This window comes from Bradyrhizobium sp. Kon37, assembly GCF_055807535.1.
Genome location: NZ_JBVVOY010000016.1, coordinates 33,932 through 58,895 on the forward strand (window position 1 = coordinate 33,932; position 24,964 = coordinate 58,895).

Consider the following 24,964-nt stretch of genomic DNA (forward strand, 5'->3'; position numbering starts at 1 on the left):
ATGACTGTCTGGACCACATTCAAGAACACTGTCGAACATTGGGCGAGCCGCGAATTGAAGCGTCCCTATGTCGGCTATGTGCCCGCTTCTGGCGACAACGCGATTTCGACGGGAGCAGCCTTCGTTCCCGAAGCAAGCTACTTCGGACTCCGCATGGTCGAGATGGGGCTGAGCGAAGGCGGCAAATTCTTCAGTTCGTTCCTGCCGCTTGGCGTCGTCCTGACGGAGTTCAGCTTCGGCGACGGCCGGCAGCGCAGGCCGACGATCTTGAGCAATGACGAGATCGCCGCGCAACTCAAGTCCGCGGGGGCGGCTGCTCCGGGCTATATCGAGTTCAGGAATATCTACGCCGTCAGGCGCGCGCCCATGAAGGAAGACAATCTGTCCCTGTTCGTGGGCCTGTTCCGCCTGCCCTACCATGACGTCGCCCAGCAAATCCTGCAACTTGCAGCCGACCTGACGACGCAGACCGGGCTGGTGCCCGGCGTGTCGGAGGGCGTGCGTGTCGCAGAAAAAGTCTACGACCGCGTCGCTGGCTTGTTCGGACTCAACATCGTCACGCCACTGTTGTCCTATGCGGACGGAAACGCGCTCGGCCGCAGCGGCTATTTCCTGGTCGCAGGCCCCGAACTCGACGAGGCCGCGGCAAAGCGATTGGTCGTCACCGACGACCAGCTGTTGTCGGACGGCAAGCGTGTCGCCGGATTGAACTACTGTCTGCTCGCCGTCGAGTTTACGGGCACTCTTTTCGCCGACGGACCGGACACGATCAATCCGCTGACGCAGCTGGGCTTCCATCGGCGCTGGCAAGACGTCGCACGCGTCGTCATGACGCGAGATTTCGACCGTGCGGAGGAGCAGATGCTGGCGCTGCGCTCCGAGGTCATCACGTCGCCGGAACTGGCTGAAAACGATCGCCTCATCGCCATCGGCGCCTACCAGACGAGCTTCGACAAGCTCGTCGAACGAATGACGCCGAAAAACGCCCACCGCGGCTCACGGGGACCTCTCTTGAACGGAGCCCTCGGCAAAAGCGCAACGCCGGCCGTGGCGCAGGTTCTGGGAGGGATGCAGCTCAGCCTCCTCTCCGGCGTCACCGGAGCCCCGGACGATCCGGACAGACTTTTCGCATCCGAGGCGTCCGAATTGAGGAAAACGATCGCCAAGGTGGCGCGGGTCGATGCCAACTCCGCCGTTGCGCTGGCGCGCGTGCTCGATCGCACTTCGACGTCAAAATGACCGTTTCTGGCAGGCCCGTCCGGGCTTGAAGCCGAGCAAACCCATTCGGACACCCCGGAACACTGCTCCGGTGAGGTGCGTGACGCCCCTCACATCGTCCGCCCGCCGCGTCTGTCATGGTGCCCCCGGATCAACCCAAGGGGCGTGTCATGAACGGATTTCGCAAGGGTCTCTTCGTCACCATTGTCGCCATCGCCTTCCCGCTGACGCAGGCAGGCGCGGCCACCTCCACCTTTGACGGCGCATGGAATGTCCGTATCTCGTCGTCGAGCGAGACCTGCGGTAACGGCTCGACCGTCGCGATCGGCATCAACAACGGTCAGATCGCCTCGAGCAGCGCCATGGTGACGGCGTCAGGCCGCGTCGCGGACGCGGGCAGCATCAACGTCACCTTGAGCACCGGCATCAAGCGCGCCGTCGGCTTCGGCCGGCTCAGCGGCACTTCGGGCTCCGGCACCTGGCGCGGCAGCATGTGCACTGGCACCTGGACGGCGGAGCGGATGTAAGCGCTCTTGTCCCGGACGAGCAGCGACGCAAAGCGTCGCTGCGCAAAGCCGGGTCACGCAAACTAGCCGACCGCCGCGCCGTATTCCGCGTCGGTCACCGGCTCCAGCCAGGTCGAGAACACACCGTCGAGCGCTTCCTGCATGGCGATGTGGGTCATGCCGTTGGTCGGCGACCCACCATGCCAGTGCAACTCGCCCGGTGGAATCCAGACGGTGTCGCCGGGACGGATTTCGATGACAGGGCCGCCCTTGGTCTGGACCCGGCCAACCCCCGAAATCACATAGAGCGTCTGCCCGAGCGGATGATGATGCCAGTTGGTGCGCGCGCCCGGCTCGAACGAGACGCGCGAGCAGTTCAGCCGCGCCGGCGCGGGCGCCATGATGACGGGGTCCTGCCAGACCGTGCCGGTGAAGTGTTCCCCGGGCGCACGGCGTGTCGGCCTCGTCCCTGCAACAGTGATGTCCATTGGATTTTCCTCGCTTCTTTCCCGATTACTTCTTGCTTGCGGCGTAGCGCGCCTTGGTCTCGGCGTTCATGGGATAGAGGCCCGGGAGTACCGCGCCGTTGTTCACCTCGTTGACGATCCAGGCTTCCATCCGCTCCTGCTCGACACCCTCATTGAGCACGTGTTCGAGCATCGCCTGCGGGATCAGCACGCAGCCGTCCTGGTCGGCGACCACGATGTCGTTCGGGAACACTGCAACGCCGCCGCAGCCGATCGGCTCGCCCCAGCCGACGAAGGTCAGACCGGCAACCGACGGCGGCGCGGCATAGCCGTCGCACCAGACCGGCAGGTTGGTGCCGAGCACGCCCTCGACGTCGCGCACGACACCGTCGGTGACGAGTGCGGCGACGCCGCGCTTCATCATGCGCGCGCACAGGATGTCGCCGAAGATGCCGGCGTCGGTGATGCCCATGGCGTCGACCACGGCGATGCAGCCCTCCGGCATCGCCTCGATGGCGGTGCGGGTCGAGATCGGCGACGACCAGGATTCCGGCGTCGCCAGATCTTCCCGCGCCGGCACGAAGCGCAGCGTGAAGGCCGGTCCCACCAGGCGCGGCAGACCCGGACGCAGCGGACGCGCGCCGCGCATCCAGATGTTGCGCAGGCCCTTCTTCAGCAGGACCGTGGTGATGGTGGCAGTGGTGATGCCGGCGAGGGTCTTGCGGGCTTCGGGGGACAGCGACATGGAAACAGACGAGCTCCGGATGGGCGGGAAAGAACGCGCGCATCTTGCGGGGTGCGGGCCTTGCGTCAAGGGCCAAGAGGATACCAATCATGCAGGGCCGCAGCGCAGTTATGCGTCGCGATAACAAGGCTTTATCGCCTCCCCCTGCATTAATTTATTGGACTTGCGGGCGCATTTACGCGAAGCAGGAACGAGCGGAGCTCAAGGCCGAGCCCGCGTATCTCCAGAAGCCCGATTTCGACAGCCCATGTCCGCGACGCTTCCCCCGCCCCGCCTTCTGCCCAGTGGCGACAGCGCCGTCACGGTCGAGTTCAGCCGTACCATCGACGACGACGCCAACCAGCGCGTGCTGGCGCTCGACAAGGCGCTCGCAGCAAGCTCGATCGACGCCATCACCGAGTCCGTGCCGACCTATCGCTCGCTGCTGGTGCATTACGATCCCGGCAAGATCGGCTTCGACGCCCTTGGCGAAAAGCTGCTCGCGCTCGCCAGTCAGCCGCTGCCGCCGGCCACTAAGGCGCGCCGCTGGCGCATTCCCGTCGCCTATGGCGGTGAGCACGGCATCGACCTCGAGGACGTCGCGAAGGCGCTGAACACCACACCCGACGACATCGTCGCGCGCCACGTCGCCGGCGACTATAAGGTTGCCATGATCGGCTTTACGCCGGGCTGGTCCTATCTCAGCGGCCTCGACAAATCCCTGCAGATGTCGCGGCGGCAGAATCCGCGGCTGCTGACGCCTGCCGGCACGGTCTCGATCGGCGGCATCCAGGCCGGAATCCAGTGCCTGGCAGCGCCGAGCGGCTGGCACCTGCTCGGCCGCACGCCGGTGCGGACCTATCAGCTCCACCGCAATCCGACCTTCCTCACCGAACCCGGCGATTGCGTGACGTTTTTCGCCATCGACCACAAGACGTTCGAGGAACAGGACCGCGCCGCCGAGGCCGGCGAGATCATTGCCGAGCAGGTGGTCGCATGAGCCGGCTCGTGATCGCCAGCATCGGGCCCGCAAGCTCGGTCCAGGACGGCGGACGCCATGGCGCGCAACGCTATGGCCTGACGGTCAGCGGAGCGATGGACCGCCTGTCGCTCGCGGCGGCGAACACGCTCGTCGGCAACGAACCATTCGCAGCCGTTGTCGAGATCGGCCCGTTCGGCGCCTCGTTCACCGCACGCGACGGTGCCGTGCGCGTCGCGATGTCAGGCGCGCCGCGCAATGCGGATATCGCCGGCAGTCCGATCGCCATGGACACATCGGTGACGCTGAAGGAGGGCGAGACGCTGACGCTGGGTTTTGCCCGCGGTGGTGCGTTCACCTATCTGGCGATCGAAGGCGGGATCAAGGGCGAGCCGGTGTTCGGCAGTCTCGCGGTCAACGCCCGTGCCGGGCTCGGCAGCCCCTACCCGCGCCCGCTACAGGCCGGCGACGAATTCAGCGGCGATGCCGCAAGCGGTGCACCGGAATTGCGCATCGAACTGCCGAAGCCATCGAACGGTCCGATCCGCGTCCTGCTCGGACCGCAGGACGACGAATTCGACGACGTCAACAAGGCGCTGTTCCTCGACAGCGAGTGGAAGATCTCGGCGACCTCCGATCGCATGGGCTACCGGCTCGAGGGCCCCGCGATCAAGCATCTGCACGGCCACAACATCGTCTCCGACGGCACGGTCAACGGCAGCATCCAGGTGCCTGGCAACGGCGCGCCGATCGCGCTGATGATGGACCGCGGCACCTCCGGCGGCTACCCGAAGATCGCGACCGTGATCACGGCCGATGTCGGCCGTCTCGCGCAGACCTCAGCAGGAACGGCGTTTCGCTTCAAGGCGGTCAGCATGGCCGAGGCACAGGACGAGGCGAGGAAATTTGCGCAACTGATCCGCAACCTGCCCGATCGCCTGCGCTCCGCCGACACCGTCGCGCTCAACATGGAAGCGCTCAGCGATGCCAATGTCGCGGGCTATGCTGTCAGTGCCGTCGACGCCGGGACCTGGCAGGTCGCGGCCGAGCCGTAAACGACAAGACGACCAGAGATGGAGAGCACCCCATGAAGACGATCGATCTCAATTGCGATCTCGGCGAAGGTTTTGGCGCGTGGGAGATGGGCAACGATGCCGCCATGATCGAACTGGCGAGCTCAGTCAACGTCGCCTGCGGCTTCCACGCCGGCGACCCGGATATCATGCGCCGGACGGTCGAGCTGGCGAAGGCGCGCGGCGTCTCGGTCGGCGCGCATCCTGGCTATCGCGACCTGCACGGCTTCGGCCGCCATCCGATCGCGGGCCTGAAGGCCTCCGAGATCGAGAATCTCGTCGCCTACCAGATCGGCGCGTTGCAGGCGATCGCGACGGCGGCCGGCCACAAGGTGACGCATGTGAAGGCGCATGGCGCGCTCTCCAACGTCGCCTGCGAGGACGACATGACGGCGAAGGCGATCGCGGCCGGCATCAAGGCGGTCGATCCCGGCCTGATCTTCGTCGTGCTCGCCAATTCGAAGCTGGTGAAGGCCGGCGAAGCCGCCAATCTGCCGATGGTGCATGAGGTGTTCGCCGACCGTGCCTATGAAGACGACGGCAATCTCGTCTCGCGCAAGAAGCCCGGTGCGGTGCTGCATGACGCAAAGGCCATCGCCGAGCGCGTGGTGCGCATGGTGCAGGACGGCGCGGTGGTCTCGGTTACGGGCAAGGTCATCAAGATGCGCACCGACACGGTCTGCATCCACGGCGATACGCCGGGCGCAGTCGACATCGCCCGCGGCCTGCGGCAGGCATTGAAGGATGCAGGGATCGAGGTCGCGCCGTTCAAGCGCGGGGCGTGATCAGAACGGGTGCACCGACAGCGTCCCAAACACGATGGCGGCGATGACCGCGAAGGCGCTGTACATCGCGGCATGATGCACGCTCGCACCGGTCCGCCGCGAGAGCGAGCGCGCGTAGAAGTGCAGCCTGGCTTCCGCCGATAGTTCGCGCATGGTCGATCTCCAACGCCCCATTCGCGGGATTATGAGGGATCAACCGGGGTGGCGGGCAAGAGACCCGCGGAAATAGCGATGCCGGTTCTCTGAAGACCCCGCATTGAAGGAGCAAATTCTCCTCGCTTACCAGTTCCGAGAATCTTATTCGTTCAAATCCGAGCCAGTTGGAACCGGCTCGGATGACGGCAGGATGACAGCTAGTAGACGTCAGCCTGGAATCGGCCCGTCTTCTTGAGCTCGGCGACAAAACTGACGGCTTCGTCGGTCGAGCGCGCCCCGAACTGGGCGACGATATCGACCAGTGCGCGCTCGACGTCCTTGGCCATGCGCTTGGCATCGCCGCAGATGTAGAGATGCGCCCCCTCGGCAAGCCACGTCCACAGCTCGCGGCCGACCTCGCGCATGCGATCCTGCACGTAGAACTTCTTCTCGCCGTCGCGCGACCAGGCCAGCGACATGCGCGTGAGCAGGCCCGAGGTCTTCATCGCGTTGAGCTCCTCCTGGTAGAAGAAGTCGCAATCACTGCGTTGATGGCCGAAGAATAGCCAGTTCTTGCCGGGCGCACCGGTCGCCTTGCGGTCGAACAGGAAGGCGCGGAACGGCGCAATGCCGGTGCCGGGACCGATCATGATGATCGGCGTCTTCGGATCCTGCGGCAGGCCGAAATTGTGCGCCTTCTGCACATAGACCTTGAGCTTCTCGCCCTCGGCGATGCGCTCGCCGAGGAAGGTCGAGGCGACGCCGATGCGCTTGCGCTTGCCGATCACGTAACGCACGGAATCGACCGTCAGCGACAGCCTTCCAGGCGTCGCATTGTGCGAGGACGAGATCGAATAGAGCCGCGGCTGCAGCGGCTCCAGCGCCTCGACGAAGGCTTCCGGATGCGGCCGTGTGCCCGAGAACTTCTGCAGCGCCGCCATGACGTCGAGTGTGGCGGCGTCGCCATCGGGATCCTCGCCCTGCGCCAGCGCCCGCGCCCTCTCGCGCTGCGCGCCGCCGGTGATGAAGGAGAGCAGTTCGAACAGCGTGTCGGGCGCCGGCGACAGCGAGACGTCGTCGATCAGCACCTCGCGCAACGTCTTGCCATTGACCTTGGTGGTGTGGGAGGCACCGAGCAACGCGATGACCTGGTCGACGAGGCCGAGCTCGTTGCGGGCGAACACGCCAAAACTGTCACCGACGACATAGTCGAGCTTACTCTCGGAAAGATCGAATTCGACGTGATAGGTTTCCTTCTCCGACTTTCCCTTGTTGAGAAGCCGGCGCGACAGGAAGGTCGCCGCAACAGGGTTGTCGCGGGAGCGGCCGGGCTCGGCGATCGTCACGGTCACGGCGGGGGCCGCCACCGTGTCTTGCTTATCAGCCGGCTTGGCCGCCGGCGCCTTGTCCAGCTCTTCATGCAGCGACTTCAGCATCCGCGCGGTTTCCTTGCCGCCGGGGACGCAGAGGTTGAGCCGCGCTTCACTGCGGCTCGCGATCGCCTCCGAATAGTCGTGGCAATTGTAGCCGCACTGGCCGCAATCCTGCTGCGCCATCGCCGCCATCATCTTGCGCCGCACGGGACGGCCTTCGGCAAGCTTCATCCGATCGGCGATCGGCATGGTCTGGTCGTGCCAGGGCGCTTCACCGTCGTCACCATCACCGGCTTGCATGACGGCGGCGCCCTGCTCGGCCGAGAGCGGCGTGGCCGCCTCAGGCGACAGCAGCCCGGCAAAGAAGCCGTTCAGCCAGGAGCGTTGCGCGTCGGAGAACGGAGCGCTCGTGGGAATGATGTCGAGTTTGGGCGGAGGGCTGATCTGGTTCATGAAGACACCTCGGCATCGGCAAGCTTGCGCAGCGTTTCGCCGTCGTGGCGGCGCGCAAAAGACAGGAAGGTTTCGTCGGGAGACGAGCGATGGGCGATATAGGCCTTGAGCAGCCCTTCGACCGTTTTCGGCGCGTCCTCGGCCTTGAGGTCGTGATAGACCTCCTGCCCGACGTCGGCGTCAGGACCGAACCCGCCGCCGGTGAAGAGATGATAGCCCTCCACCGTGTCCTCCTCGTTGACAGGCACGCGCGCCCCGATCAGGCCGATGTCGCTGATGTAGTGCTGGGCACAGGAATGGTGGCAGCCGGTGACATGGATGTTGACCGGCTTGTCCATCTCGACGCGCGGCTCGCACCAGTCGCCGATCTCGGCGGCGTGACGCTTGGTGTTGGAGGCGGCGAAGCGGCAACCGGCATTGCCGGTGCAGGCGATCAGGCCGGCGCGGATGTGCGAGGCCTCGACCGCAAGTCCGATCTGCTTGATCGCCGCGATGGCAAGCTCGACATTCTCGTCGCGCACCCCTGATATCAGCAGGTTCTGCCAGACGGTCAGACGGATCTCGCCGTCGCCGAGGTCCCGCGCCACTTTGGCGAGGCCCCGCATCTGGTCGCTGCTGATCTTGCCGAGCGTCAGCGACACCCCGATCCAGTTCAAGCCGTCCTGCTTCTGCTTGTGCACGCCGATATGCGCCATGCGGTCCGCGGCCGGCCGTGGCGCAAACGCCTCTTCCGGCACGCGCGTAAATGGCGTCTTCAGCCGCTCTTCGACGAGCTTGAGGAAACCGTCATGGCCCATGGCATCGAGCACGTATTTCAACCGCGCCTTGTTGCGGTTGGTGCGGTCGCCGTGCTCGATGAAGACGCGCACGATGGCGTCGGCAACGGCGGTAGCGTCTTCAGCCTTGACGACGATGCCGGAATACTTCGCAAAATCCTTGTGACCGGTGATGCCGCCGAGGCCGAGGCGGAACCAGATCCCGGGCTCGACGCCGAAACCGTCCTTCACCTCGACCGCCGTGAAAGCGATGTCGTTGGTCTCTTCGAGCACGGCGATCCTGCCGGCACCGTCGAAGGCGACGTTGAACTTGCGCGGCAAGCCATACAACGAGCGATCGTTCAGGATGTGGTAGTGCCACTCGCGCGCATAAGGCCGCGTGTCGATCAGCTCCTGCGGATCGATGCCTGCCGTCGGCGTTCCCGTCACGTTGCGGATGTTGTCCGCGCCCGAGCCACGCGAGCACAGGCCGAGATCCTGAATGCCCTCGATCAGCTTCACGGCGTTCTTCGGCGGGATCTCGCGAAGCTGGAGATTGGCGCGCGTCGTGACATGGCTGTAAGGCCCGCACGTTTCATCGGCGAGATCGGCAAGGCCGGACAGCTGCCAGTGCTTCATGATGCCGTTCGGAATGCGCAGACGGCACATGTAGGAGTCCTGCGTCGGCGCGACGTAGAAGATGCCGTAATAGCGCCAGCGAAAATTGTCCGCCGGGCTCGGCGGCGTATTGTCGAGCGCCTGCTGACGGAGACGCGGATACGCATCGAAGGGATGCTCGTCGCGCTTGACCTTCTCCTGGTCGGCGAGCTTCTTGCCCGCGGCGATGACCTTGTCCTGCGCCTTGATGTGCACGGCATCGGGACCGGTCGGCTCGGCATTCGCCTTGCCGGCGCCGCCGCCGAGACCAACCCGGCTGATCTGCAGACCGGTCGTGAAGCCTTCGAGATAGCGTTTCTGGTCGTCGGTAAAGTCGACTGAGACGGTGTCGAGTTTCATGGTCAGTAACGAAGCTCCTGCGGCCACCTGGGTGGTATCGACGGAAAGTGCACGACCCGCGAGGAGCTCGGCTGGCTCGAGAGCCGGCTGTGCACCCAACGGTCCGATCAGCTTCGTTGCTGGGGACTGGCGCAGCAGGCGTCTGTGACAGGCTGGCCGCACTGCAACATTCAAGTTGCGTGCCAGCTTCGATGAAATAAAAATGTGTGTGGTATCAGGTAATTAAAAGCGCCTTGGGGAACTCTGGGCTCTTGAACTCTTATGAAATTCGAGCAGTCGGCCTAAAATTTAGACTCGGATCTCCAGCGCTCAAAAACGATGCAGACCCGAATCACACCCTCCAGCGGCCAACCTCGAAGGCTTCGAGATGCCCCCGAATATTGGCGGGATCAAAAGCCGGCCCGGCGAATGCGCCGAATGCCGCGGGGGCCTGGGCGGGCGGCCGCCGGCCGAGGGCGCCGTCGTAGAGATCGGGCCTGAACACGGCCATGGCCGTCTTGACGCCGTCGGGCGTCAGCGTCGTCTGCCCCCAGCGCACCATCTGCGCATAGAGCCAGGCGGCCTGGACCGGATCGGGGCGCCCTGCTTCCTCGCGTCCCACCAGAAGGTAGCTGCCGCTCTCGCGAAAGGTGCCGTCCGGCGAAATCTTGAGGCGTCCCGTGAGGGTGCGCTGGATGACTTCGGCATCGACGCCGATCCGCTCGGGCTGCGCCAGGATCCGGGCCGCTTCGGTCCGGTTTTCCGGATGCTCGATGAACTCCGCGGCTTTCACCGCCGCGCGCACCAGACTGGCCACCACGTCCGGATTCTTGTCGGCCCAGACTTGGCGGAGCGCCAGGACTTTCTCCGCCGCATGGGCCAGGATGTCGGAAACGAAATGCAGGATGTGGCCGATCCCGAGATCGACCGCGATCGAATTCCAGGGCGCGCCGACGCAGAACGCATCGACATGCCCATTGGCGAGACTGTCGACCATATAGGGCGGCGGCAGCACCACCAGCCGCACGTCCTCGTCGGGATCGACACCGGCCGCCGCCATCCAGAACCGCAATTGGTAATTGTGGGTCGAGAACGGGAAGGTCATGCCGAAGGTCAACGGGTCGGCTCCCGCCTTGCGCCGCTTGGCAACTACGCGCGCCAATGCTTTTGCCGTGGCGAGCGGATCGAAGCGGTCGCCGTCGATCTCCTCCATCAGCGCGGCATGAAGCGCAGGCGAGACCGTGATCGCATTGCCATTGATACCGAGATTGAAGGGCGCCGCGATCGGCACCTTGACGTGGCCGAGACCAAGCGAGGACGCAATCGCGACGGGCGCAAGCAGATGCGCGGCGTCGAACAAGCCGATATTGAGCTTGTCGCGGACGTTGGACCAGGAGACCTCGCGGACCAGTTCGACCTCGAGCCCTTCGGCCGCGGCAAATCCCTTGTCGACGGCAACGATCAGCGCTGCGGCGTCGACCAGCGGAATGAATCCGATGCGGAGGTGAGCGGTCATTTCAACATCTCCGACGCGGTGATGATCGACTGGGCGATCTCGCCGATTTTCTTCTTCTCGCGCATCGCGGTGGAGCGCAGCAGCACATAGGCCTCGTCCTCGGTCAGGCCCTTCACCTTCATCAGGATGCCCTTGGCCTTCTCGATGACCTTGCGATCCTCAAGCTGCGACTTGGTGCGCTCCAGTTCCTCCTGGAGTTTTGCGAAGGCATTGAAGCGCGACACGCAGAGGTCGAGGATCGGCTTGATGCGCTCCTTCCTCAGCCCGTCGACGATATAGGCGGAGACCCCCGCCTCGACCGAAGCCTGGATCGAGGATGAATCGCTCTGGTCGACGAACATCGCGATCGGCCGCTTCACGGCGCGGCTGACCTGGAACATCGCTTCCAGCACGTCGCGGCTGGGGTTTTCCAGATCGATCAGGATGATATCGGGGTCGACCGCATAAATACGGGCGAGCAGGCTCTGCATCTCGCTGATATGGACGATCTGCGTGAATCCGGCCTCCCGCAACCCTTCCTCGAGGATCGCAGCCCGGATCGGGCTTTCGTCGACGATCACGATTTTGGGCGACTGTTCGGCGCTCATTGCTCACTCACCACCAGTGATTCATCCATAGCATGCCCGCGAGCCATGCAAAGGGTTGTAATTATGGGCAATTGGGACTAGCTCAACCCTGTCAATCAGGCAGATTTGGATATGGATCAGACGGCCGCGCCGAAGGTCAGCTTCGTGTCGCTCGGGTGCCCCAAGGCTTTGGTGGATTCCGAGCGCATCATCACGCGCCTGCGCGCCGAGGGCTACGAGCTCGCCCGCAAGCATGACGGCGCCGACATCGTCATCGTCAACACCTGCGGCTTCCTCGACAGCGCCAAGCAGGAATCGCTCTCGGCGATCGGCGAAGCGATGGCCGAGAATGGCAAGGTGATCGTGACCGGTTGCATGGGCGCGGAACCCGAGCAGATCGAGCAGGCCTATCCCGGCGTGCTCTCCATCACCGGCCCGCAGCAATATGAGAGCGTGCTGGACGCCGTGCATCGCGCGCTGCCGCCCGCCCACAATCCGCATCTCGATCTGGTGCCGCCGCAGGGCATCAAGCTGACGCCGCGGCACTACGCATATTTGAAAATCTCCGAGGGCTGCAACAACCGCTGCACCTTCTGCATCATTCCGAAGCTGCGCGGCGACCTGGTCTCGCGTCCGGCCAACGACGTGCTGCGCGAGGCCGAGCGCCTGGTCGGTGCCGGCGTCAAGGAGCTGCTGGTGATCTCGCAGGACACCTCGGCCTACGGCGTCGACCTGAAATACGCCGAGAGCCCGTGGAAGGATCGCCAGGTCCGCGCCAAATTCATCGACCTCGCGCGCGAGCTCGGCGAATTAGGGGCCTGGGTCCGCTTGCAATACGTCTACCCCTATCCGCATGTCGACGAGGTCATCGCGCTGATGAACGAGGGCAAGGTGCTGCCCTATCTCGACATTCCGTTCCAGCATGCGAGCCCCGAGGTGCTGAAGGCGATGAAGCGCCCGGCGGCGCAGGACAAGACGCTGGCGCGCATCAAGCGCTGGCGCGAGCAATGTCCCGAACTCGCCTTGCGCTCGACCTTCATCGTCGGCTTCCCCGGCGAGACCGATGCCGACTTCGCCTATCTGCTCGACTGGCTGGACGAAGCCGAGATCGATCGGCTCGGCTGCTTCAAATACGAGCCGGTCGCCGGCGCGACCGCGAACGCGATCGAGAACCCCGTGCCGGAAGAGATCAAGCAGGAGCGCTACAACGCGCTGATGGCGCGCCAGCAGAAGATTTCCGCGCGCAGGCTGAAACGTAAGGTCGGCACGCGCCAGCAGATCGTCATCGACGAGGTCGGCCCGACCGTCTCGAAAGGCCGCTCCAAGGCCGATGCGCCCGAGATCGACGGCGCCGTCTACCTGTCGAGCCGCCGCCCCTTGCGCGTCGGCGAGATCGTCACCGCGAAAATCGAACGCGCCGACCAGTACGACCTGCACGGCAGCGTCGCGGGATTCTGAGAGCCTTCCTGCACGCTGACGCGGCCACAGCGTCATGGCCGGGCTTGTCCCGGCCATCCACGTCTTGATGCGCGGCATAAGGAACGTGGATGCCCGGGACAAGCCCGGGCATGACGACCTCTTGCAAATGTTCAATGCGATAGTGCAGCCGCTAACGTCGCTGGAACAACCGCTCAGTCACGCCAGCGACACCTGCTGTTCGTCACGTGCGGCGAACACTTCCTTGGCTGCGAACAGCCCGTTCAGCGCCGCCGGGAAGCCCGCATAGACGGCCATCTGCATGATGATCTCCACGATCTCGTCGCGAGACAGCCCGACGTTCAGACCCGCCTCGAGATGTACTTTGAGCTGAGGCGCGGCATTTCCGAGCGCCGTCAGCGCCGCGATCGTGGCGATCTCTCGATCGCGCAGGCCGAGGTCCGGGCGGCAGTAAATGTCGCCGAACGGAAACTCGATCACATATCGCGCGAAATCCGGAGCGATGTCGGCGAGTGAGGCAACGACCGCTTCACCAGCTCTGCCGTCAATGCGTGACAGGGCCCGCTGGCCGCGATCGAATCGGCTTTCGTCTTGTGTTGAGGCGTGCGTCATTTTCCTTCGTCCTCTGTTCGTCGCTGGCATAGCCGGCGATCTTGGTATCAAGGACGAGCAGGCATTCCTGGAGTTCGGCAATCTGCGTGCGCACCTGTTCCCGGTGGACTTCCAGGATCTGCCGCCGGCTTGTGCCGGTAGCGTCGCCTTCGTCACGAAGCGCCGCGTAACGCAACATGTCCCGGATCGGCATTCCCGTGGTCTTGAGCCGACCAAGGAATGCGATCCATGTGAGGATCGATGCGTCAAAGTCGCGCTGGCCGGAGCGATCCCGGTCGGCGTATGGCAGCAGCCCGATGCGCTCGTAGTAGCGCAGCGTGTGCGTCGACAGGCCGGTTCGTTTTGCGAGGTCACCGATCTTCATGTGTGCCCGTTCTCGTACTGACGCACATACAGATACCCCTTCGAGCGCGCTCTAAGTCAAGGGGGATCGAAGGTGCAAAGATTTCGGCGCGCCGGCTGGGCGGCAGCGTCGCGGCACTCCGAGCTTCAAGATCACACCAGCCATTTCGGCACCCAGCGCTCCGGTCGTGGCGCGCGGGCAAGATCGGCCTGCGCCTCCGCCAGCTTCGCAGGCTCGCCGTCGATGCTCGGGCGCACATCGTATTCGAAATTGGGCATGACGCGGCCGTCGGCATAGAGGCCGAATTTCATCGCGTACCACAGCCCGAGCTCGGGCTGCGCCTTCCGCATCTCCTCGCGCAGATCGCGCAGCAGGGATTCGATCGCGGCGGCTTCCTCGAACGGTTGCGGTCCGCGCGACAGGACGCGCGCCTGGTATTGCCTGCCGACGATCGCGATCTCGAAGCTCGTCTTGTCCCAGGGCTTCTTGCCCTTCGGCAGATGCGCGGCGAGGCGCCAGCCGAGTTCGGCCATCAAGCGATGATTGGCCCAATAGTCTTCGCGATCCCGGCTCCATTTTTCCATGAAGCCGCGAAAGTCGGGCAGCTCCGACGGATCGTCATCGCCCGCCGCCATCTCCCCACTCAGCCGTCCGGTGAGCCATTGCGCGAGCTCGACCGTCTGACATTCGACTTCATCGTGCGGCAGCAGATCGTGCCACGCCTTGTCGAATTGTTGCGACGTCAGTCTCGCGAGCAGGCCATCGAGGCTCGGCGCCAGCAGCTCGTAATCACCCTCGGACCCAAGCCCCACGATCGGCGGATTGTCGCGGTCGAGACCCGCGCCATACCAACCGCCAACAGCCGAGCCATCCGGCAGCCGCATGAACAGCGAAAACCTGTCGCGCAACGGACTGCCGTCGACAATCGGCGCCTGATCGGAAAACTGGCCCTGCAGCGAGAAGCAGCCGACGCTGCCCCAGGGCCGTCCCTTCAGCCAGCCGGCGAAGTCCAGCAACAGCGGCGGCGCCTCGATGCCCGGCGGAAACGCGCCGCGAATGCTGTCGAGGTCGATCGGATAAGGCGTGTCGGACAAGGCTTAAAACTATCTGGTTGGTCCCGCCCCTCTTGGTCCGAGCCGTGATGCGTTCGGTTCGAGCCAATTCGCGTCCTGTGATCACAAACGCGCTAGAGACGTGATGGTTTCCAGGCGCGCATCTTTCACCTGCCCATGCACGCTCGGCGAGTGGTCTGTAAAAGGCCCGCTTGACAAGCCCTGCCATTCGCATGTATTGCCGCGCCCCATGATCAACGCTCGGACCCATCAGCGCACCGAAATGCTCCGCCGTCGCTTCCGCGACGATGAGAGGGTGCGCCATGTCCGACGACGCCGCTGAACCACTGAATTCAGCGTAAGTTTTCGAAAAGGCCGCACCCGCAAGGTGCGGCCTTTTTGCTTTTCGCGCGCCCTTTCCACCCGCCTCCCAGATCTTCCTGCCCCAAGAGGAGTTCGACATGACCAACGCCACCCATCCGTATGACGCGCTGATGGACATCACCGCCCGGCCCAAGGCCGTGTTTGTCCGCGGCGCCGGCTCCTACCTCTGGGACGACAGCCGCAAGCGCTATCTCGATTTCGTGCAGGGCTGGGCCGTCAACTGCCTCAGCCACTCCCCGCCCGTGATCGCCGACGCGCTTGCCGCGCAGGCCAAGCGGCTGCTGACGCCGAGCCCGGCCTTCTACAACGAGCCTAGCCTGAAGCTCGCGCAGGCACTTGTCGCAAACAGCGCGTTCGACCAGGTGTTCTTTGCCAATTCGGGTGCGGAAGCCAATGAGGGCGCGATCAAGCTCGCGCGCAAATATGGCGGCATCCATAGAGGCGGCGCGTTCGAGATCATCAGCTTCGAAGGCGGCTTTCACGGCCGCACGCTGGCGACGATGTCGGCCTCGGGCAAGAAGGCCTTTGAGCCGCTGTTCGAGCCGAAGGTCGCCGGCTTCAAGAAGGCGAAGCTCAACGACATCGCGTCGGTCGAAAAGCTGATCAACGACAACACCGTCGCTGTGATGCTCGAGCCGATCCAGGGTGAATCAGGCGTATGGCCGGCGACCGACCAGTTCTTGCAGGAGTTGCGCGCCCTCACCGACGCGCACGGCCTCCTCCTGATCTTCGACGAGATCCAGACCGGGATGGGCCGGACCGGCAAGCTCTTCCACTACGAGCACACCGGCGTCGCGCCCGACATCATGACGCTCGGCAAGGGCATCGGCGGCGGCGTGCCGCTCGCAGCGCTGCTTGCGACCGAACGCGCGGCCTGCTTCGAGCACGGCGACCAGGGCGGCACGTTCAACGGCAGCCCGATCATGTGCGCGGTGGGGCTTGCGGTGCTCGACGAAGTCAACAAGCCGGACTTCCTGAAGACGGCGACCGAAACCGGGCTGCTGCTCGAAAGCGAGCTGCAGAAGGTCTCGGCGCGGCATGGGCTTGGCGAAGTGCGAGGCCGCGGGCTCCTGCTCGCGCTCGACCTCAAGCTGCCGATCGCACCCGGCATCGTCGCGCAGGCGTTCGAGGCCGGCGTGCTCCTCAACGCGCCGCAGGTCGACACGCTGCGCTTCATGCCGGCGCTGAACGTCACGCGGGCCGAGATCGCCGAGATGATCGATTGTCTCGACGGGATCTTGACCAGGGCCGGCGCGGCACGGCGCGTGGCGTAAGCTCGTCATTGCGAGAAGCGCAGCGATGAAGCAATCCAGACTGCCTCAACGGAAAGATTCTGGATTGCTTCGCTTCGCTCGCAATGACCGTGAGTTACGGCTTCAAGATCGACGCGCCGGTGGTCTTGCGGCTTTCGAGATCGATATGCGCCTTGGCGGCGTCCTTGAGTGCGTAGGCATGGTTGATCGGCACGTGCAGCTTGCCGTTGATGACGGCGGCGAACAGCGTGTCGGCGCCTTCCAGCAACTCCTTGCGCGTGCCGATATAGTCGTTGAGCTTGGGCCGGGTCGCAAACAGCGAGCCGTGAGTGTTGAGCTCGGCGATCGAGAATGGCGGCACCGGGCCCGAGGCATTGCCGAAGGAGACGAACATCCCGCGCGGCTTCAGGCAGGACAGCGAGCCCGGGAACGTCGCCTTGCCGACGCCGTCATAGACCACATCGCAACCCTCGTTGCGGCTGATCTGTTTGACGCGCGCGACGAAGTCTTCCTCGTTGTAGAGGATGACATGGTCGCAGCCATTGGCCTCGGCAAGCGCAGCCTTCTCGCGCGAGCCGACGGTGCCGATGACGTGGGCGCCCATGGCCCTCGCCCATTGGCAGGCGAGCAGGCCGATGCCGCCGGCCGCGGCATGGATCAGCACGCGATGATGCGGCTCGACCTTGAAGGTCTTGTGCAGGAGATACCAGACCGTCAGCCCCTTCAGCATCAGCACGGCGCCCTGCTCGTGGGTGATGTGGTCGGGCAGCTTGACCAGCCGCTCCCAGGGAATGTTGCGCTCCCCGGTATAGGCGCCGAGATTGTGGTAGTAGGCGACGCGGTCGCCCGGATGGAAATTCGTCACGCCGGCCCCGACTGCGAGAACCTCGCCCGAGGCCTCGTTGCCGGCGATGAAGGGCAGCCCCGGCGCCTTGTAGAGGCCGGTGCGGTAATAGACGTCGATGAAGTTCAGGCCGACGGCATGCTGTCGGATGCGCACCTCGCCGGGCCCGGGCGCCGGAACGTCGACGCTCTCATAGACCAGGGCTTCGGGGCCTCCGACCTTGTGCACACGGACGGCTTTGGTCATCACCTGACCTCCTCTTCTCGCGGGGCCAGCGAAAGACATCGCGCCCGCCTTGTCAACTCGACGCCGGCTGGAACGCCTAGACCGACCGCTTGCCGGTGTTCCTGCGATTGCGCTTCGCCAGCACGTTGAAGAACTCGACCGCCGCCGAGAACGCAATCGCGAAATAGATGTAGCCGCGCGGGATGTGGAATTGGAATCCGTCCGCGACCAACGCGACGCCGATCAGCACCAGGAAGGCCAGCGCCAGCATTTTCGTGGTCGGATGCTCCGCGACGAATCGCGACACCGGCCCGGACGAAATGTACATGATCAGGCAGGCGATCACGACGGCCGCGATCATGATCTCGAGGTCCTGCGCCATGCCGATCGCCGTGATGATCGAGTCCAGCGAGAACACCATGTCGATGATCACGATCTGCACGATGACCCAGAAGAAAGCGTTCCGAGGGGATTTCTCGTCGCCCTCGCCGTCATCGGCTTCGACCTCACCATGGATCTCGTGCGTCGCCTTCGCGATCAGGAACAGGCCGCCGCCGATCAGGATGAGGTCGCGCCAGGAGAAGCCATAGCCCGAAACCGAAAACACCGGCGCGGTCAGGCCAATCAGCCAGACCAGCAGGCTGAGCAGGATGATGCGGAAGATCAGCGCAAGCGCGAGCCCGATCTGGCGGGCGCGGTGCGCCTGCTTCTCGGGAATGCGCGAGACGATCACCGACAGGAAGATGACGTTGTCGATGCCGAGCACGATCTCAAGCGCGGTCAAGGTGAGGAGCGCGGCCCAGGCTTCTGGGCTGGTCAACAGGTGCATCATGCGAAGGATCTCGTCAGCCGTATCAATGCGTCGCTGAAGCTGATCCAGAGCGCGATCGCGCAGAGCACGACAGTCACGCCGGTGCCGACGCGGAAGTCCATCTGCAGCGTGTAGAAGGAAAGCAGAGCCCAGATCGCGATCAGCGACATCGTCAACCAGCGCAGCCGCACCACGCGCACCGGATGCAGCACGTGGAACGGCACGAAGGTCAGCACCACCAGGCTTGCGACCAATAGCGTCGACAGCAGCGGCGGCCAATGCAGCAGGAACAGATAAAACGCCGCCGCATTCCACAGCGCCGGAAAACCGCGGAAATGATTGTCGTCCGCCTTCATGCGCAGATCGGCGAAATATAATGCGCTGGTGACGATGATGGCGACGCCGAGCAAGGGTGCTGCGACCGGCAGCAGCAAGCCACTGGCCACGATCGCATAGGCCGGAACGAAGACGTAGGTGACGAAATCGACCACGAGATCGAGCACGTCGCCCGACCAGTTCGGCTGCACGTCCTTGACGTTGAGCCGGCGCGCGATCGGCCCGTCGATCGCGTCGATGATGAGGGCGACGCCCAGCCATTGAAACATCGCCGCCCAGTGCTCGCGCACGGCCTCAAGCATCGCCAGCAGCGCGATCGCCGCACCGAACGCGGTGAAGATGTGCACCGAGAAGGCAGCGGCGCGGATCGCGGGCCTGGGCTTCGGGGAATCCTCTTGGCTGTCCATGGCTTCTGCTATCAGAATGACACCGGTTTGCACATAAGCCATTGCGGCGCCTGGTCGCACAATTCGTCATAAAATCAGGGCAATATGACTGGGCTTGAATTTGCCGCGGGGCGTGTCCAATGTCGTTCCATGACAGATGCATCGACACTCTTTGACGCGGCCGTGATCGGCGGCGGACCGGCGGGACTTAGCGCGGCAATCGCACTGGCGCAGGCGGGCGTACGGACCGCGCTGGTGGCGCGTCGCGTGCCCTATGCCGACAATCGCACCACGGCGCTGCTCGGTGCCTCCGTCGATCTGCTGGAGAGCCTCGATGTCTGGCCCCGCTGCAAGGACAAGGCGGCCGCGCTAGAAATCATGCGGCTCGTCGACGACACCGGCCGGCTGTTTCGCAGCCCTGAGGTCCGGTTCTCCTGCCATGAAATCGGCCGCGATGCCTTCGGTTACAACATCGACAACCGCTCGCTGATGCTGGCGCTGGAAGCGCGCGCGGCCGAACTGCCCGGTCTCGTCCGTTTCGACGACGAGGCCGAAACTGTCGTCATCGAAGCCGATGACGTCGCGATCCGCACCGCCGCTGCGCAATTTCTCTCCGCCCTCCTCGTGGTCGGCGCCGACGGCCGGCATTCCCTTTGCCGCGAAGCCTCCGGCATCGCGGTGACGCGGCGCGAGCTGACGCAGACGGCGCTGACCTTCAACGTCGGCCACGCGCGGCCCCATCGCAACGTCTCGACCGAGTTCCACACGCCGCATGGTCCTTGCGTGTTCGTGCCCCTGCCCGGCGATCGCTCCAGCGTCGTCTGGGTCTCCGCGCCTGCGCAGGCCGAACGGCTTCGCGGATTGAGCGACGAGGAATTGTCCGCCGCGATCGAGAAGCAGTCGCATTCGATCCTCGGACGCATGACGGTCGAGCCGGGCCGCCATCTGTTCCCGCTGGCGATCGAACGTCCCAAATCCTTTGGCCGCGATCGCATCGCGCTGGTCGGCGAAGCCGCCCATGTGGTTCCGCCGATCGGCGCCCAAGGCCTCAATCTCGGCCTCCGCGATGCCGCCGACATTGCGCGGCTTGCGGGCGAGGCCATCGCGTCCGGTCAGGATCCTGGCGCAGCAGACGTGCTCAAGCGTTACGACCGGGCCCGGCGTCCCGACATCCTGAGCCGAACCTTTGCGATCGACATCGCCAACCGCTCACTGCTCAACGATTTCCTGCCGCTCCAGCCGGTCCGCGCGGTCGGCATGCACCTGCTCGGCGCGATCGGCCCGCTCCGGCGCTTTGCGATGCGCGAAGGCCTGACGCCGACTTGGCGGCGATAGGCCCCTTCAAGGAAACGCCAGCCGGCCGGTCTGGATCGCCCACATCACGCTCGTAAGCGTGACCACGGACGCAAACGTCCCGAGCAGCACCGCGACGGAGGCGGATTCGATCCAGGCGTCGTTCTGCCGGGCGATGACGAACACGTTCAGCGCCGGCGGCAGCGAGGCCATCAGCACGGCGGTTGCCGCCCAGGGCTGCGCGAACGGGCCGAACGCCAGCATCAGGCCGAACGCTGCGAGCGGGTGGATCAGGAGCTTGACCGCAATCACGCCCGGCACTTCCCACGGGACCCGATCGAACGGGCGGAGCGCGACGGTGACGCCGAGCACGAACAGCGCGGTCGGGGCGGCTGCGTTCTGGAGGAAGGTGATGGTGCGATCAAGCGCGACCGGCATCTCGATATGCAGCGATGCGAAGGCCGCGCCGAAACACGCCGACATGATCAGCGGGTTGAGCACGATCTGCTTCAGCACGACGCCGAAGGCATGCACGATCGAGGGATGATCGCGATCGGAGAGCTCGATCAGCAGCGGCACGATGGTGAACAGGAAGATGCTGTCGCAGCAGAAGATCAGCGCAGTGGGCGCCGAGGCCTTGGTCCCGAGCACGGCGAGCGCCAGGCCCGGTCCCATATAGCCGATATTGCCGTAGCCGCCCGAGAGCCCGGCGAGCGTCGCCTCGCGCAATGTCAGCCCGCCCAAAACCTTGCCGACGACCAGCGCGAGTGTGAACGCCGCAACCGTCGACAGCGTGGTCGCGACCAGGAATGGCGGGTTGTTCAATTCGGAGAACGGCGTCTTCGACATGATCGCAAACAGCAGCGCCGGGAGCGACACGTAGAGCAGGAAGAAGTTCATCCAGGCGAGACCCGATTCCGGCAGGGATTTGACCTTGCCGCAGGCAAATCCAACGAAGATCAAGCCGAAATAAGGTAGAGCCAGATTGAGGATATCGACCATTGATGAAGTGTTTTCTGAAGATTTGGGGGCTATCTGCCCCGCACCCGCGGGTTAATTCCAGATCAGGGCACTAGCATCGGCCACAATCCTGGTCTATCGACGGGGAATGATTAAAGCGCGGACCGCCAAATTCCAGATCGGACAGGTCGTGCGCCACCGGATCTTCTCGTTCCGGGGCGTGATCTTCGACATCGATCCGGAATTCAACAACACCGAGGAGTGGTGGCTGTCGATCCCCGAGGAGGTGCGGCCCCACAAGGACCAGCCGTTCTATCACCTGCTCGCGGAGAATGCGGAGTCGGAATACGTCGCCTACGTCTCCGAACAGAATTTGGTGCCGGACGATTCCGGCGAACCGGTCCGGCATTCCCAGGTCGCCGAGATCTTCGTCAAGGACAAGACCGGCGGCTACCGCCCGCGCAATCCGTCGCTGAACTGAGTTTCGCAGCGATCAACTGGCCAGCAAAAAAGGCGCTCGAACCGAGCGCCTTTTTCATGTCCGGGATCGGGTCCCGATTACTTCTGTCCAGCCGGAGGGGCGCCAGGCGCTTGCTGCTGCTTCTTCTGCAGCTCTTCAGCCTTCTTCTGGAGTTCTTCCTGCAGCTTCCTCTGGGTTTCCTCGAACACCTTCGGGTCGGTCGGCGGACCGTCATAGGCCTTCTGGAATTCGCCGGCGAGCGGCAGCGGCAGCGTCAGCGGCGCACCGTTGGCATTGATCGCCTGAACAACGAGGTTCTGGCCCTTCTTCATGCTGTTGATGAACTCGGGCGTGGCCTCGTAGTCGGACATGCAGCCGTTCTGGAAGCAGATCACGTACGGGCTCTGCAACGGCGCATTGTTGTCCACGATGATGCGGGTGCCGTGCACCAGCTGCATGCCGAGCGGCAGCGTCACGCGCAGGATCTTCTTCGGCTCGCCTTCCGGCTCGATGATGACGGCCGCGATGACCGGCTGGCCCGACTCGATACGGCCGTCCTTGCCAGTGAAGCAGACCTGCTTGGCATTGGCGTCCTGGCCCTTGAGGCAGAACTTGGTCCAGGGGGCATAGATCAGCTGAATCTGCTGATCCGCGGGCTGAGCCGCGCCCTGCTGAGCCGGAGCGCCTTGGGCGGGAGCCGGCTGGGCGGGTGCCTGAGCGGCCGGCGCAGGTGCCTTGGGGGCAGCCTTCGGAGCCGCCTTCGGAGCCGCCTTGGGCGCGGGCGCGCCCGGAGCTGGCGCGGGAGCCTGAGCCTCGGCGGCAAACGGGACGGCCAACGCCGTCGCCGTCAACAAGGCGAGAAGTCGCCCGCGCGGCCGGACGGACGCGGCCAAGTTACGGAAATTCATTGCGGAAAACCCTTTCTAAACGGGAAGTGCCCGAACCGCTTCGACGCACCGAACCTGGCCGCGTTGGGCGCGGCTCTCTCCCCGTCAAATGAGGCGGATAAGTGACGGCTCGGCGCTCGTGCGCGATTGCGTGCCTTCTTAACGTGGCCGACGAAAAGATCAATGCCGACAAGCGTCTTTGGCCGCGTGCCGGCGTGCGCCCCCGGGAAAATCCCTGTGATAGGATTCAGGCCCGCAGTCCTCGAATCAACGTGTGCAGATGTTCATGTTCCAGCGCCTTCTCGAGGGCCGCCCTGAGGGTCTTTGCGTCCGCCTCTGCATCCTGGCTTTCGCCTTGGGGCTCCCGGCAAGCGGCACAAGGGCCGCGGAAGCCTATGCGATCGCCATGCACGGCAAGCCGGCGATGCCTGCCGATTTCACCCACATGCCTTACGTCAACCCTGAAGCCCCGAAAGGCGGCCGGCTGACCTGGGGTGTTCTCGGCACCTTCGACAGCCTCAATCCTTTCATCGTCAAGGGACTGGCCGTGCAGCCGGTCCGGAACTACGTGGTCGAGAGCCTGCTCGCACGCGGCAATGACGAGCCGTTTACGCTCTATGGCCTGCTCGCCAGATCGGTCGAGACCGATGACGAGCGCAGCTTTGTCACGTTCCACATCGATCCCCGCGCCCGCTTCTCCGACGGCAAGCCGGTCCGCGCCGAGGACGTATTGTTCTCCTGGCAGTTGCTGCGCGACCATGGCCGCCCCAACCACCGGCAATATTACGGCAAGGTGGCAAGGGCCGAGGCGCCGGATCCCCTCACCGTCCGCTTCGACCTTGCGGGAGCCAATGACCGCGAACTGCCGCTGATCCTCGGCCTGATGCCGATCCTGCCGAAACACGCGGTCGACGTCGCGGCTTTCGAGGAGACGACGCTTACGGGCCCGGTCGGCTCCGGCCCCTATCGCGTCACCGCGGTGAGGCCCGGCGCCAGCGTGACGCTGACCCGCAATCCCGACTATTGGGGCCGCGACCTCCCCATCAATCGCGGGCTCTACAATTTCGACGAGATCAGGCTCGACTATTTTCGCGAGGCCAACGGCCAGTTCGAAGCTTTCAAGCGCGGCCTCTATGATTTCCGCATCGAGCACGAGCCGCTGCGCTGGCACGACGGCTACGACTTTCCCGCGGCGAAGAATGGCGACGTGATCCGCGACACCTTCAAGCCGGGCGTGCCGCAACCTTCCGAATTTCTGGTTTTCAACACGCGGCGTCCCATCTTCGCCGACATCCGCGTGCGTCAGGCCTTGACGCTGCTGTTCGATTTCGAGCTGGTCAACCGCAACTACTTCTTCACCCTCTACTCGCGCGTCGCCGGCTATTTTGCCGGCTCGGATCTGTCAGCGTATGGCCATCCCGCCGATGCGCGCGAGCGCGAGCTGCTCAAGCCGTTCGCCGCGCAGATCCCGCCTGACATCCTGGACGGCAGCTACCGCCTGCCGGTGACCGACGGTTCGGGCCGCGACCGGACCACGCTCCGCGCGGCCCTGAAGCTGTTGTCGGAAGCCGGCTACGATCTCGACGGCACCGTGCTGCGCAACCGCGCGACCAAGGCGCCCTTCACCTTCGAGATCTTGGTCACGACCCGCGACCAGGAACGCGTCGCGCTTGCGTTCCAGCGCGACCTCAGGCGCGCCGGCATCGAGCCGAGCGTACGATCGGTCGATCCCGTGCAATTCGACCAGCGCCGGCTCGCCTACGAATTCGACATGATCCAGAACCGCTGGGACCAGTCGCTGTCGCCCGGCAACGAGCAATATTTCTATTGGGGGAGCGCTGCCGCCGACAATCCGGGCACCCGCAACTACATGGGCGCCAGGGATCCCGCGGTCGATGCGATGATCGCCGCACTGCTGGAAGCCCGTGAACATACGGATTTCGTATCCGCAGTGCGGGCGCTCGATCGCGCTTTGATCTCCGGTTTCTACACAATCCCCCTGTTTAACGTATCCGAGCAATGGATCGCGCGCTGGAATCGGATAGAACGGCCAGAGGCCACCTCGCTGTCCGGCTATTTGCCGGAGACCTGGTGGTCGAGGGGGCCGCCGCAAGCTCATCAAGCAAAGTGACGCC

25 protein-coding genes are annotated in these 24,964 nt (G+C 64.5%); 10 read left to right on the forward strand and 15 right to left on the reverse strand.

Annotation, left to right across the window (positions count from 1 at the left end; genetic code table 11):
• Both AC0L3J_RS25535 and AC0L3J_RS25540 read left to right on the forward strand, forming a co-directional pair.
• Nucleotides 1-1,239 (forward strand): hypothetical protein, encoded by a 1,239-nt coding sequence (locus tag AC0L3J_RS25535; protein WP_473348708.1) that lies wholly within the window; start codon nucleotides 1-3, stop codon nucleotides 1,237-1,239.
• Nucleotides 1,240-1,388: 149 nt separating this feature from the next.
• The gene (locus tag AC0L3J_RS25540) at nucleotides 1,389-1,745 is read left to right on the forward strand and encodes a hypothetical protein (protein WP_473348709.1); all 357 of its coding nucleotides are present in this window, start codon (nucleotides 1,389-1,391) and stop codon (nucleotides 1,743-1,745) included.
• A 62-nt stretch (nucleotides 1,746-1,807) separates the two neighbouring features.
• Here the strand turns inward: AC0L3J_RS25540 and AC0L3J_RS25545 are convergent, their stop codons facing one another.
• On the reverse strand, nucleotides 1,808-2,212 hold the full coding sequence (locus tag AC0L3J_RS25545) for a (R)-mandelonitrile lyase (protein ID WP_456764298.1): 405 nt from the start codon (nucleotides 2,210-2,212) through the stop codon (nucleotides 1,808-1,810).
• Between the two features lie 25 nt (nucleotides 2,213-2,237).
• Nucleotides 2,238-2,936 (reverse strand): ribonuclease activity regulator RraA, encoded by a 699-nt coding sequence (locus AC0L3J_RS25550; RefSeq protein WP_473348710.1) that lies wholly within the window; start codon nucleotides 2,934-2,936, stop codon nucleotides 2,238-2,240.
• A gap of 247 nt (nucleotides 2,937-3,183) precedes the next feature.
• Between AC0L3J_RS25550 and pxpB the strand changes: the two genes are divergently transcribed.
• Genes pxpB through AC0L3J_RS25565 form a run of 3 tightly spaced genes read left to right on the forward strand, consistent with a single transcriptional unit; the run spans nucleotide 3,184 to nucleotide 5,752 of the window.
• Nucleotides 3,184-3,915 (forward strand): 5-oxoprolinase subunit PxpB, encoded by a 732-nt coding sequence (gene pxpB, locus AC0L3J_RS25555; RefSeq protein ID WP_473348711.1) that lies wholly within the window; start codon nucleotides 3,184-3,186, stop codon nucleotides 3,913-3,915.
• Nucleotides 3,912-4,949 (forward strand): 5-oxoprolinase subunit C family protein, encoded by a 1,038-nt coding sequence (locus AC0L3J_RS25560; protein WP_473348712.1) that lies wholly within the window; start codon nucleotides 3,912-3,914, stop codon nucleotides 4,947-4,949. Before pxpB ends, AC0L3J_RS25560 begins: the two co-directional genes overlap by 4 nt.
• A 32-nt stretch (nucleotides 4,950-4,981) precedes the next feature.
• Nucleotides 4,982-5,752 (forward strand): LamB/YcsF family protein, encoded by a 771-nt coding sequence (locus AC0L3J_RS25565; protein ID WP_473348713.1) that lies wholly within the window; start codon nucleotides 4,982-4,984, stop codon nucleotides 5,750-5,752.
• Here the strand turns inward: AC0L3J_RS25565 and AC0L3J_RS25570 are convergent, their stop codons facing one another.
• From AC0L3J_RS25570 to AC0L3J_RS25590, 5 genes are all read right to left on the reverse strand, one after another.
• Complete coding sequence (locus AC0L3J_RS25570; RefSeq protein WP_007590908.1) at nucleotides 5,753-5,905, reverse strand: hypothetical protein; 153 nt, start codon at nucleotides 5,903-5,905, stop codon at nucleotides 5,753-5,755.
• A 200-nt stretch (nucleotides 5,906-6,105) separates the two neighbouring features.
• Nucleotides 6,106-7,713, reverse strand: coding sequence for a sulfite reductase subunit alpha (locus tag AC0L3J_RS25575; protein WP_473348714.1), 1,608 nt, complete (start codon nucleotides 7,711-7,713; stop codon nucleotides 6,106-6,108).
• Nucleotides 7,710-9,485 (reverse strand): NirA family protein, encoded by a 1,776-nt coding sequence (locus AC0L3J_RS25580; RefSeq protein ID WP_473348715.1) that lies wholly within the window; start codon nucleotides 9,483-9,485, stop codon nucleotides 7,710-7,712. Before AC0L3J_RS25580 ends, AC0L3J_RS25575 begins: the two co-directional genes overlap by 4 nt.
• A gap of 331 nt (nucleotides 9,486-9,816) precedes the next feature.
• Nucleotides 9,817-10,980 (reverse strand): CmpA/NrtA family ABC transporter substrate-binding protein, encoded by a 1,164-nt coding sequence (locus AC0L3J_RS25585; RefSeq protein ID WP_473292377.1) that lies wholly within the window; start codon nucleotides 10,978-10,980, stop codon nucleotides 9,817-9,819.
• Complete coding sequence (locus tag AC0L3J_RS25590; protein ID WP_007610503.1) at nucleotides 10,977-11,567, reverse strand: ANTAR domain-containing response regulator; 591 nt, start codon at nucleotides 11,565-11,567, stop codon at nucleotides 10,977-10,979. The genes AC0L3J_RS25585 and AC0L3J_RS25590 overlap by 4 nt, the downstream gene beginning before the upstream one ends.
• 111 nt (nucleotides 11,568-11,678) lie before the next feature.
• Here AC0L3J_RS25590 and rimO point away from each other — a divergent pair, with 111 nt between their 5' ends.
• A complete protein-coding gene (rimO, locus tag AC0L3J_RS25595) occupies nucleotides 11,679-13,004 on the forward strand; it encodes a 30S ribosomal protein S12 methylthiotransferase RimO (protein ID WP_473348716.1) in 1,326 nt (441 codons plus the stop codon).
• 177 nt (nucleotides 13,005-13,181) lie between these two features.
• Here the strand turns inward: rimO and AC0L3J_RS25600 are convergent, their stop codons facing one another.
• The 3 genes from AC0L3J_RS25600 to AC0L3J_RS25610 all read right to left on the reverse strand — a co-directional run bounded on the left by AC0L3J_RS25600 (nucleotide 13,182) and on the right by AC0L3J_RS25610 (nucleotide 15,032).
• Entirely contained in the window at nucleotides 13,182-13,595 is a 414-nt protein-coding gene (locus AC0L3J_RS25600) for a carboxymuconolactone decarboxylase family protein (protein ID WP_473348717.1), read from the reverse strand.
• A complete protein-coding gene (locus tag AC0L3J_RS25605) occupies nucleotides 13,528-13,959 on the reverse strand; it encodes a MerR family transcriptional regulator (RefSeq protein ID WP_473348718.1) in 432 nt (143 codons plus the stop codon). Before AC0L3J_RS25605 ends, AC0L3J_RS25600 begins: the two co-directional genes overlap by 68 nt.
• Before the next feature lie 131 nt (nucleotides 13,960-14,090).
• Nucleotides 14,091-15,032 carry a hypothetical protein gene (locus AC0L3J_RS25610; protein ID WP_473348719.1) on the reverse strand — a complete coding sequence of 314 codons (942 nt, stop codon included), beginning with the start codon at nucleotides 15,030-15,032 and terminating at the stop codon, nucleotides 14,091-14,093.
• A gap of 419 nt (nucleotides 15,033-15,451) precedes the next feature.
• Here AC0L3J_RS25610 and AC0L3J_RS25615 point away from each other — a divergent pair, with 419 nt between their 5' ends.
• Nucleotides 15,452-16,648, forward strand: coding sequence for an acetylornithine transaminase (locus AC0L3J_RS25615; protein ID WP_473348720.1), 1,197 nt, complete (start codon nucleotides 15,452-15,454; stop codon nucleotides 16,646-16,648).
• A 94-nt stretch (nucleotides 16,649-16,742) separates the two neighbouring features.
• Here AC0L3J_RS25615 and AC0L3J_RS25620 read toward each other — a convergent pair whose 3' ends face one another.
• From AC0L3J_RS25620 to pcsA, 3 genes are all read right to left on the reverse strand, one after another.
• On the reverse strand, nucleotides 16,743-17,717 hold the full coding sequence (locus AC0L3J_RS25620; RefSeq protein ID WP_473292355.1) for a quinone oxidoreductase family protein: 975 nt from the start codon (nucleotides 17,715-17,717) through the stop codon (nucleotides 16,743-16,745).
• A gap of 76 nt (nucleotides 17,718-17,793) precedes the next feature.
• Entirely contained in the window at nucleotides 17,794-18,528 is a 735-nt protein-coding gene (locus AC0L3J_RS25625) for a TerC family protein (RefSeq protein WP_473348721.1), read from the reverse strand.
• Nucleotides 18,525-19,292: a phosphatidylcholine synthase gene (gene pcsA, locus AC0L3J_RS25630; protein ID WP_473348722.1), complete on the reverse strand. Its 768-nt coding sequence runs from the start codon at nucleotides 19,290-19,292 to the stop codon at nucleotides 18,525-18,527. The genes AC0L3J_RS25625 and pcsA overlap by 4 nt, the downstream gene beginning before the upstream one ends.
• 87 nt (nucleotides 19,293-19,379) lie before the next feature.
• Here pcsA and AC0L3J_RS25635 point away from each other — a divergent pair, with 87 nt between their 5' ends.
• Nucleotides 19,380-20,564 (forward strand): UbiH/UbiF family hydroxylase, encoded by a 1,185-nt coding sequence (locus tag AC0L3J_RS25635; protein WP_473348723.1) that lies wholly within the window; start codon nucleotides 19,380-19,382, stop codon nucleotides 20,562-20,564.
• A 6-nt stretch (nucleotides 20,565-20,570) separates the two neighbouring features.
• Here AC0L3J_RS25635 and AC0L3J_RS25640 read toward each other — a convergent pair whose 3' ends face one another.
• Nucleotides 20,571-21,524, reverse strand: coding sequence for an AEC family transporter (locus AC0L3J_RS25640; RefSeq protein WP_354059364.1), 954 nt, complete (start codon nucleotides 21,522-21,524; stop codon nucleotides 20,571-20,573).
• A gap of 106 nt (nucleotides 21,525-21,630) precedes the next feature.
• Here AC0L3J_RS25640 and hspQ point away from each other — a divergent pair, with 106 nt between their 5' ends.
• Nucleotides 21,631-21,963 (forward strand): heat shock protein HspQ, encoded by a 333-nt coding sequence (hspQ, locus tag AC0L3J_RS25645; RefSeq protein ID WP_027518019.1) that lies wholly within the window; start codon nucleotides 21,631-21,633, stop codon nucleotides 21,961-21,963.
• 77 nt (nucleotides 21,964-22,040) lie between these two features.
• Here the strand turns inward: hspQ and AC0L3J_RS25650 are convergent, their stop codons facing one another.
• The gene (locus AC0L3J_RS25650; RefSeq protein ID WP_456764283.1) at nucleotides 22,041-22,850 is read right to left on the reverse strand and encodes an invasion associated locus B family protein; all 810 of its coding nucleotides are present in this window, start codon (nucleotides 22,848-22,850) and stop codon (nucleotides 22,041-22,043) included.
• A 259-nt stretch (nucleotides 22,851-23,109) separates the two neighbouring features.
• Between AC0L3J_RS25650 and AC0L3J_RS25655 the strand changes: the two genes are divergently transcribed.
• Nucleotides 23,110-24,960: an extracellular solute-binding protein gene (locus AC0L3J_RS25655; protein ID WP_473348804.1), complete on the forward strand. Its 1,851-nt coding sequence runs from the start codon at nucleotides 23,110-23,112 to the stop codon at nucleotides 24,958-24,960.
• Nucleotides 24,961-24,964: the final 4 nt, after the last annotated feature.

Excerpts from the sequence above, each read along its gene's own strand:
- AC0L3J_RS25535 (WP_473348708.1), top strand. The coding sequence starts at position 1 with ATGACTGTCTGGACCACATTCAAGAACACTGTCGAACATTGGGCGAGC.
- AC0L3J_RS25540 (WP_473348709.1), top strand. The coding sequence starts at position 1,389 with ATGAACGGATTTCGCAAGGGTCTCTTCGTCACCATTGTCGCCATCGCC.
- AC0L3J_RS25545 (WP_456764298.1), bottom strand. The coding sequence starts at position 2,212 with ATGGACATCACTGTTGCAGGGACGAGGCCGACACGCCGTGCGCCCGGG.
- AC0L3J_RS25550 (WP_473348710.1), bottom strand. The coding sequence starts at position 2,936 with ATGTCGCTGTCCCCCGAAGCCCGCAAGACCCTCGCCGGCATCACCACT.
- pxpB (WP_473348711.1), top strand. The coding sequence starts at position 3,184 with ATGTCCGCGACGCTTCCCCCGCCCCGCCTTCTGCCCAGTGGCGACAGC.
- AC0L3J_RS25560 (WP_473348712.1), top strand. The coding sequence starts at position 3,912 with ATGAGCCGGCTCGTGATCGCCAGCATCGGGCCCGCAAGCTCGGTCCAG.
- AC0L3J_RS25565 (WP_473348713.1), top strand. The coding sequence starts at position 4,982 with ATGAAGACGATCGATCTCAATTGCGATCTCGGCGAAGGTTTTGGCGCG.
- AC0L3J_RS25570 (WP_007590908.1), bottom strand. The coding sequence starts at position 5,905 with ATGCGCGAACTATCGGCGGAAGCCAGGCTGCACTTCTACGCGCGCTCG.
- AC0L3J_RS25575 (WP_473348714.1), bottom strand. The coding sequence starts at position 7,713 with ATGAACCAGATCAGCCCTCCGCCCAAACTCGACATCATTCCCACGAGC.
- AC0L3J_RS25580 (WP_473348715.1), bottom strand. The coding sequence starts at position 9,485 with ATGAAACTCGACACCGTCTCAGTCGACTTTACCGACGACCAGAAACGC.
- AC0L3J_RS25585 (WP_473292377.1), bottom strand. The coding sequence starts at position 10,980 with ATGACCGCTCACCTCCGCATCGGATTCATTCCGCTGGTCGACGCCGCA.
- AC0L3J_RS25590 (WP_007610503.1), bottom strand. The coding sequence starts at position 11,567 with ATGAGCGCCGAACAGTCGCCCAAAATCGTGATCGTCGACGAAAGCCCG.
- rimO (WP_473348716.1), top strand. The coding sequence starts at position 11,679 with ATGGATCAGACGGCCGCGCCGAAGGTCAGCTTCGTGTCGCTCGGGTGC.
- AC0L3J_RS25600 (WP_473348717.1), bottom strand. The coding sequence starts at position 13,595 with ATGACGCACGCCTCAACACAAGACGAAAGCCGATTCGATCGCGGCCAG.
- AC0L3J_RS25605 (WP_473348718.1), bottom strand. The coding sequence starts at position 13,959 with ATGAAGATCGGTGACCTCGCAAAACGAACCGGCCTGTCGACGCACACG.
- AC0L3J_RS25615 (WP_473348720.1), top strand. The coding sequence starts at position 15,452 with ATGACCAACGCCACCCATCCGTATGACGCGCTGATGGACATCACCGCC.
- AC0L3J_RS25620 (WP_473292355.1), bottom strand. The coding sequence starts at position 17,717 with ATGACCAAAGCCGTCCGTGTGCACAAGGTCGGAGGCCCCGAAGCCCTG.
- AC0L3J_RS25625 (WP_473348721.1), bottom strand. The coding sequence starts at position 18,528 with ATGATGCACCTGTTGACCAGCCCAGAAGCCTGGGCCGCGCTCCTCACC.
- pcsA (WP_473348722.1), bottom strand. The coding sequence starts at position 19,292 with ATGGCTTATGTGCAAACCGGTGTCATTCTGATAGCAGAAGCCATGGAC.
- AC0L3J_RS25635 (WP_473348723.1), top strand. The coding sequence starts at position 19,380 with ATGACAGATGCATCGACACTCTTTGACGCGGCCGTGATCGGCGGCGGA.
- AC0L3J_RS25640 (WP_354059364.1), bottom strand. The coding sequence starts at position 21,524 with ATGGTCGATATCCTCAATCTGGCTCTACCTTATTTCGGCTTGATCTTC.
- hspQ (WP_027518019.1), top strand. The coding sequence starts at position 21,631 with ATGATTAAAGCGCGGACCGCCAAATTCCAGATCGGACAGGTCGTGCGC.
- AC0L3J_RS25650 (WP_456764283.1), bottom strand. The coding sequence starts at position 22,850 with ATGAATTTCCGTAACTTGGCCGCGTCCGTCCGGCCGCGCGGGCGACTT.
- AC0L3J_RS25655 (WP_473348804.1), top strand. The coding sequence starts at position 23,110 with ATGTTCATGTTCCAGCGCCTTCTCGAGGGCCGCCCTGAGGGTCTTTGC.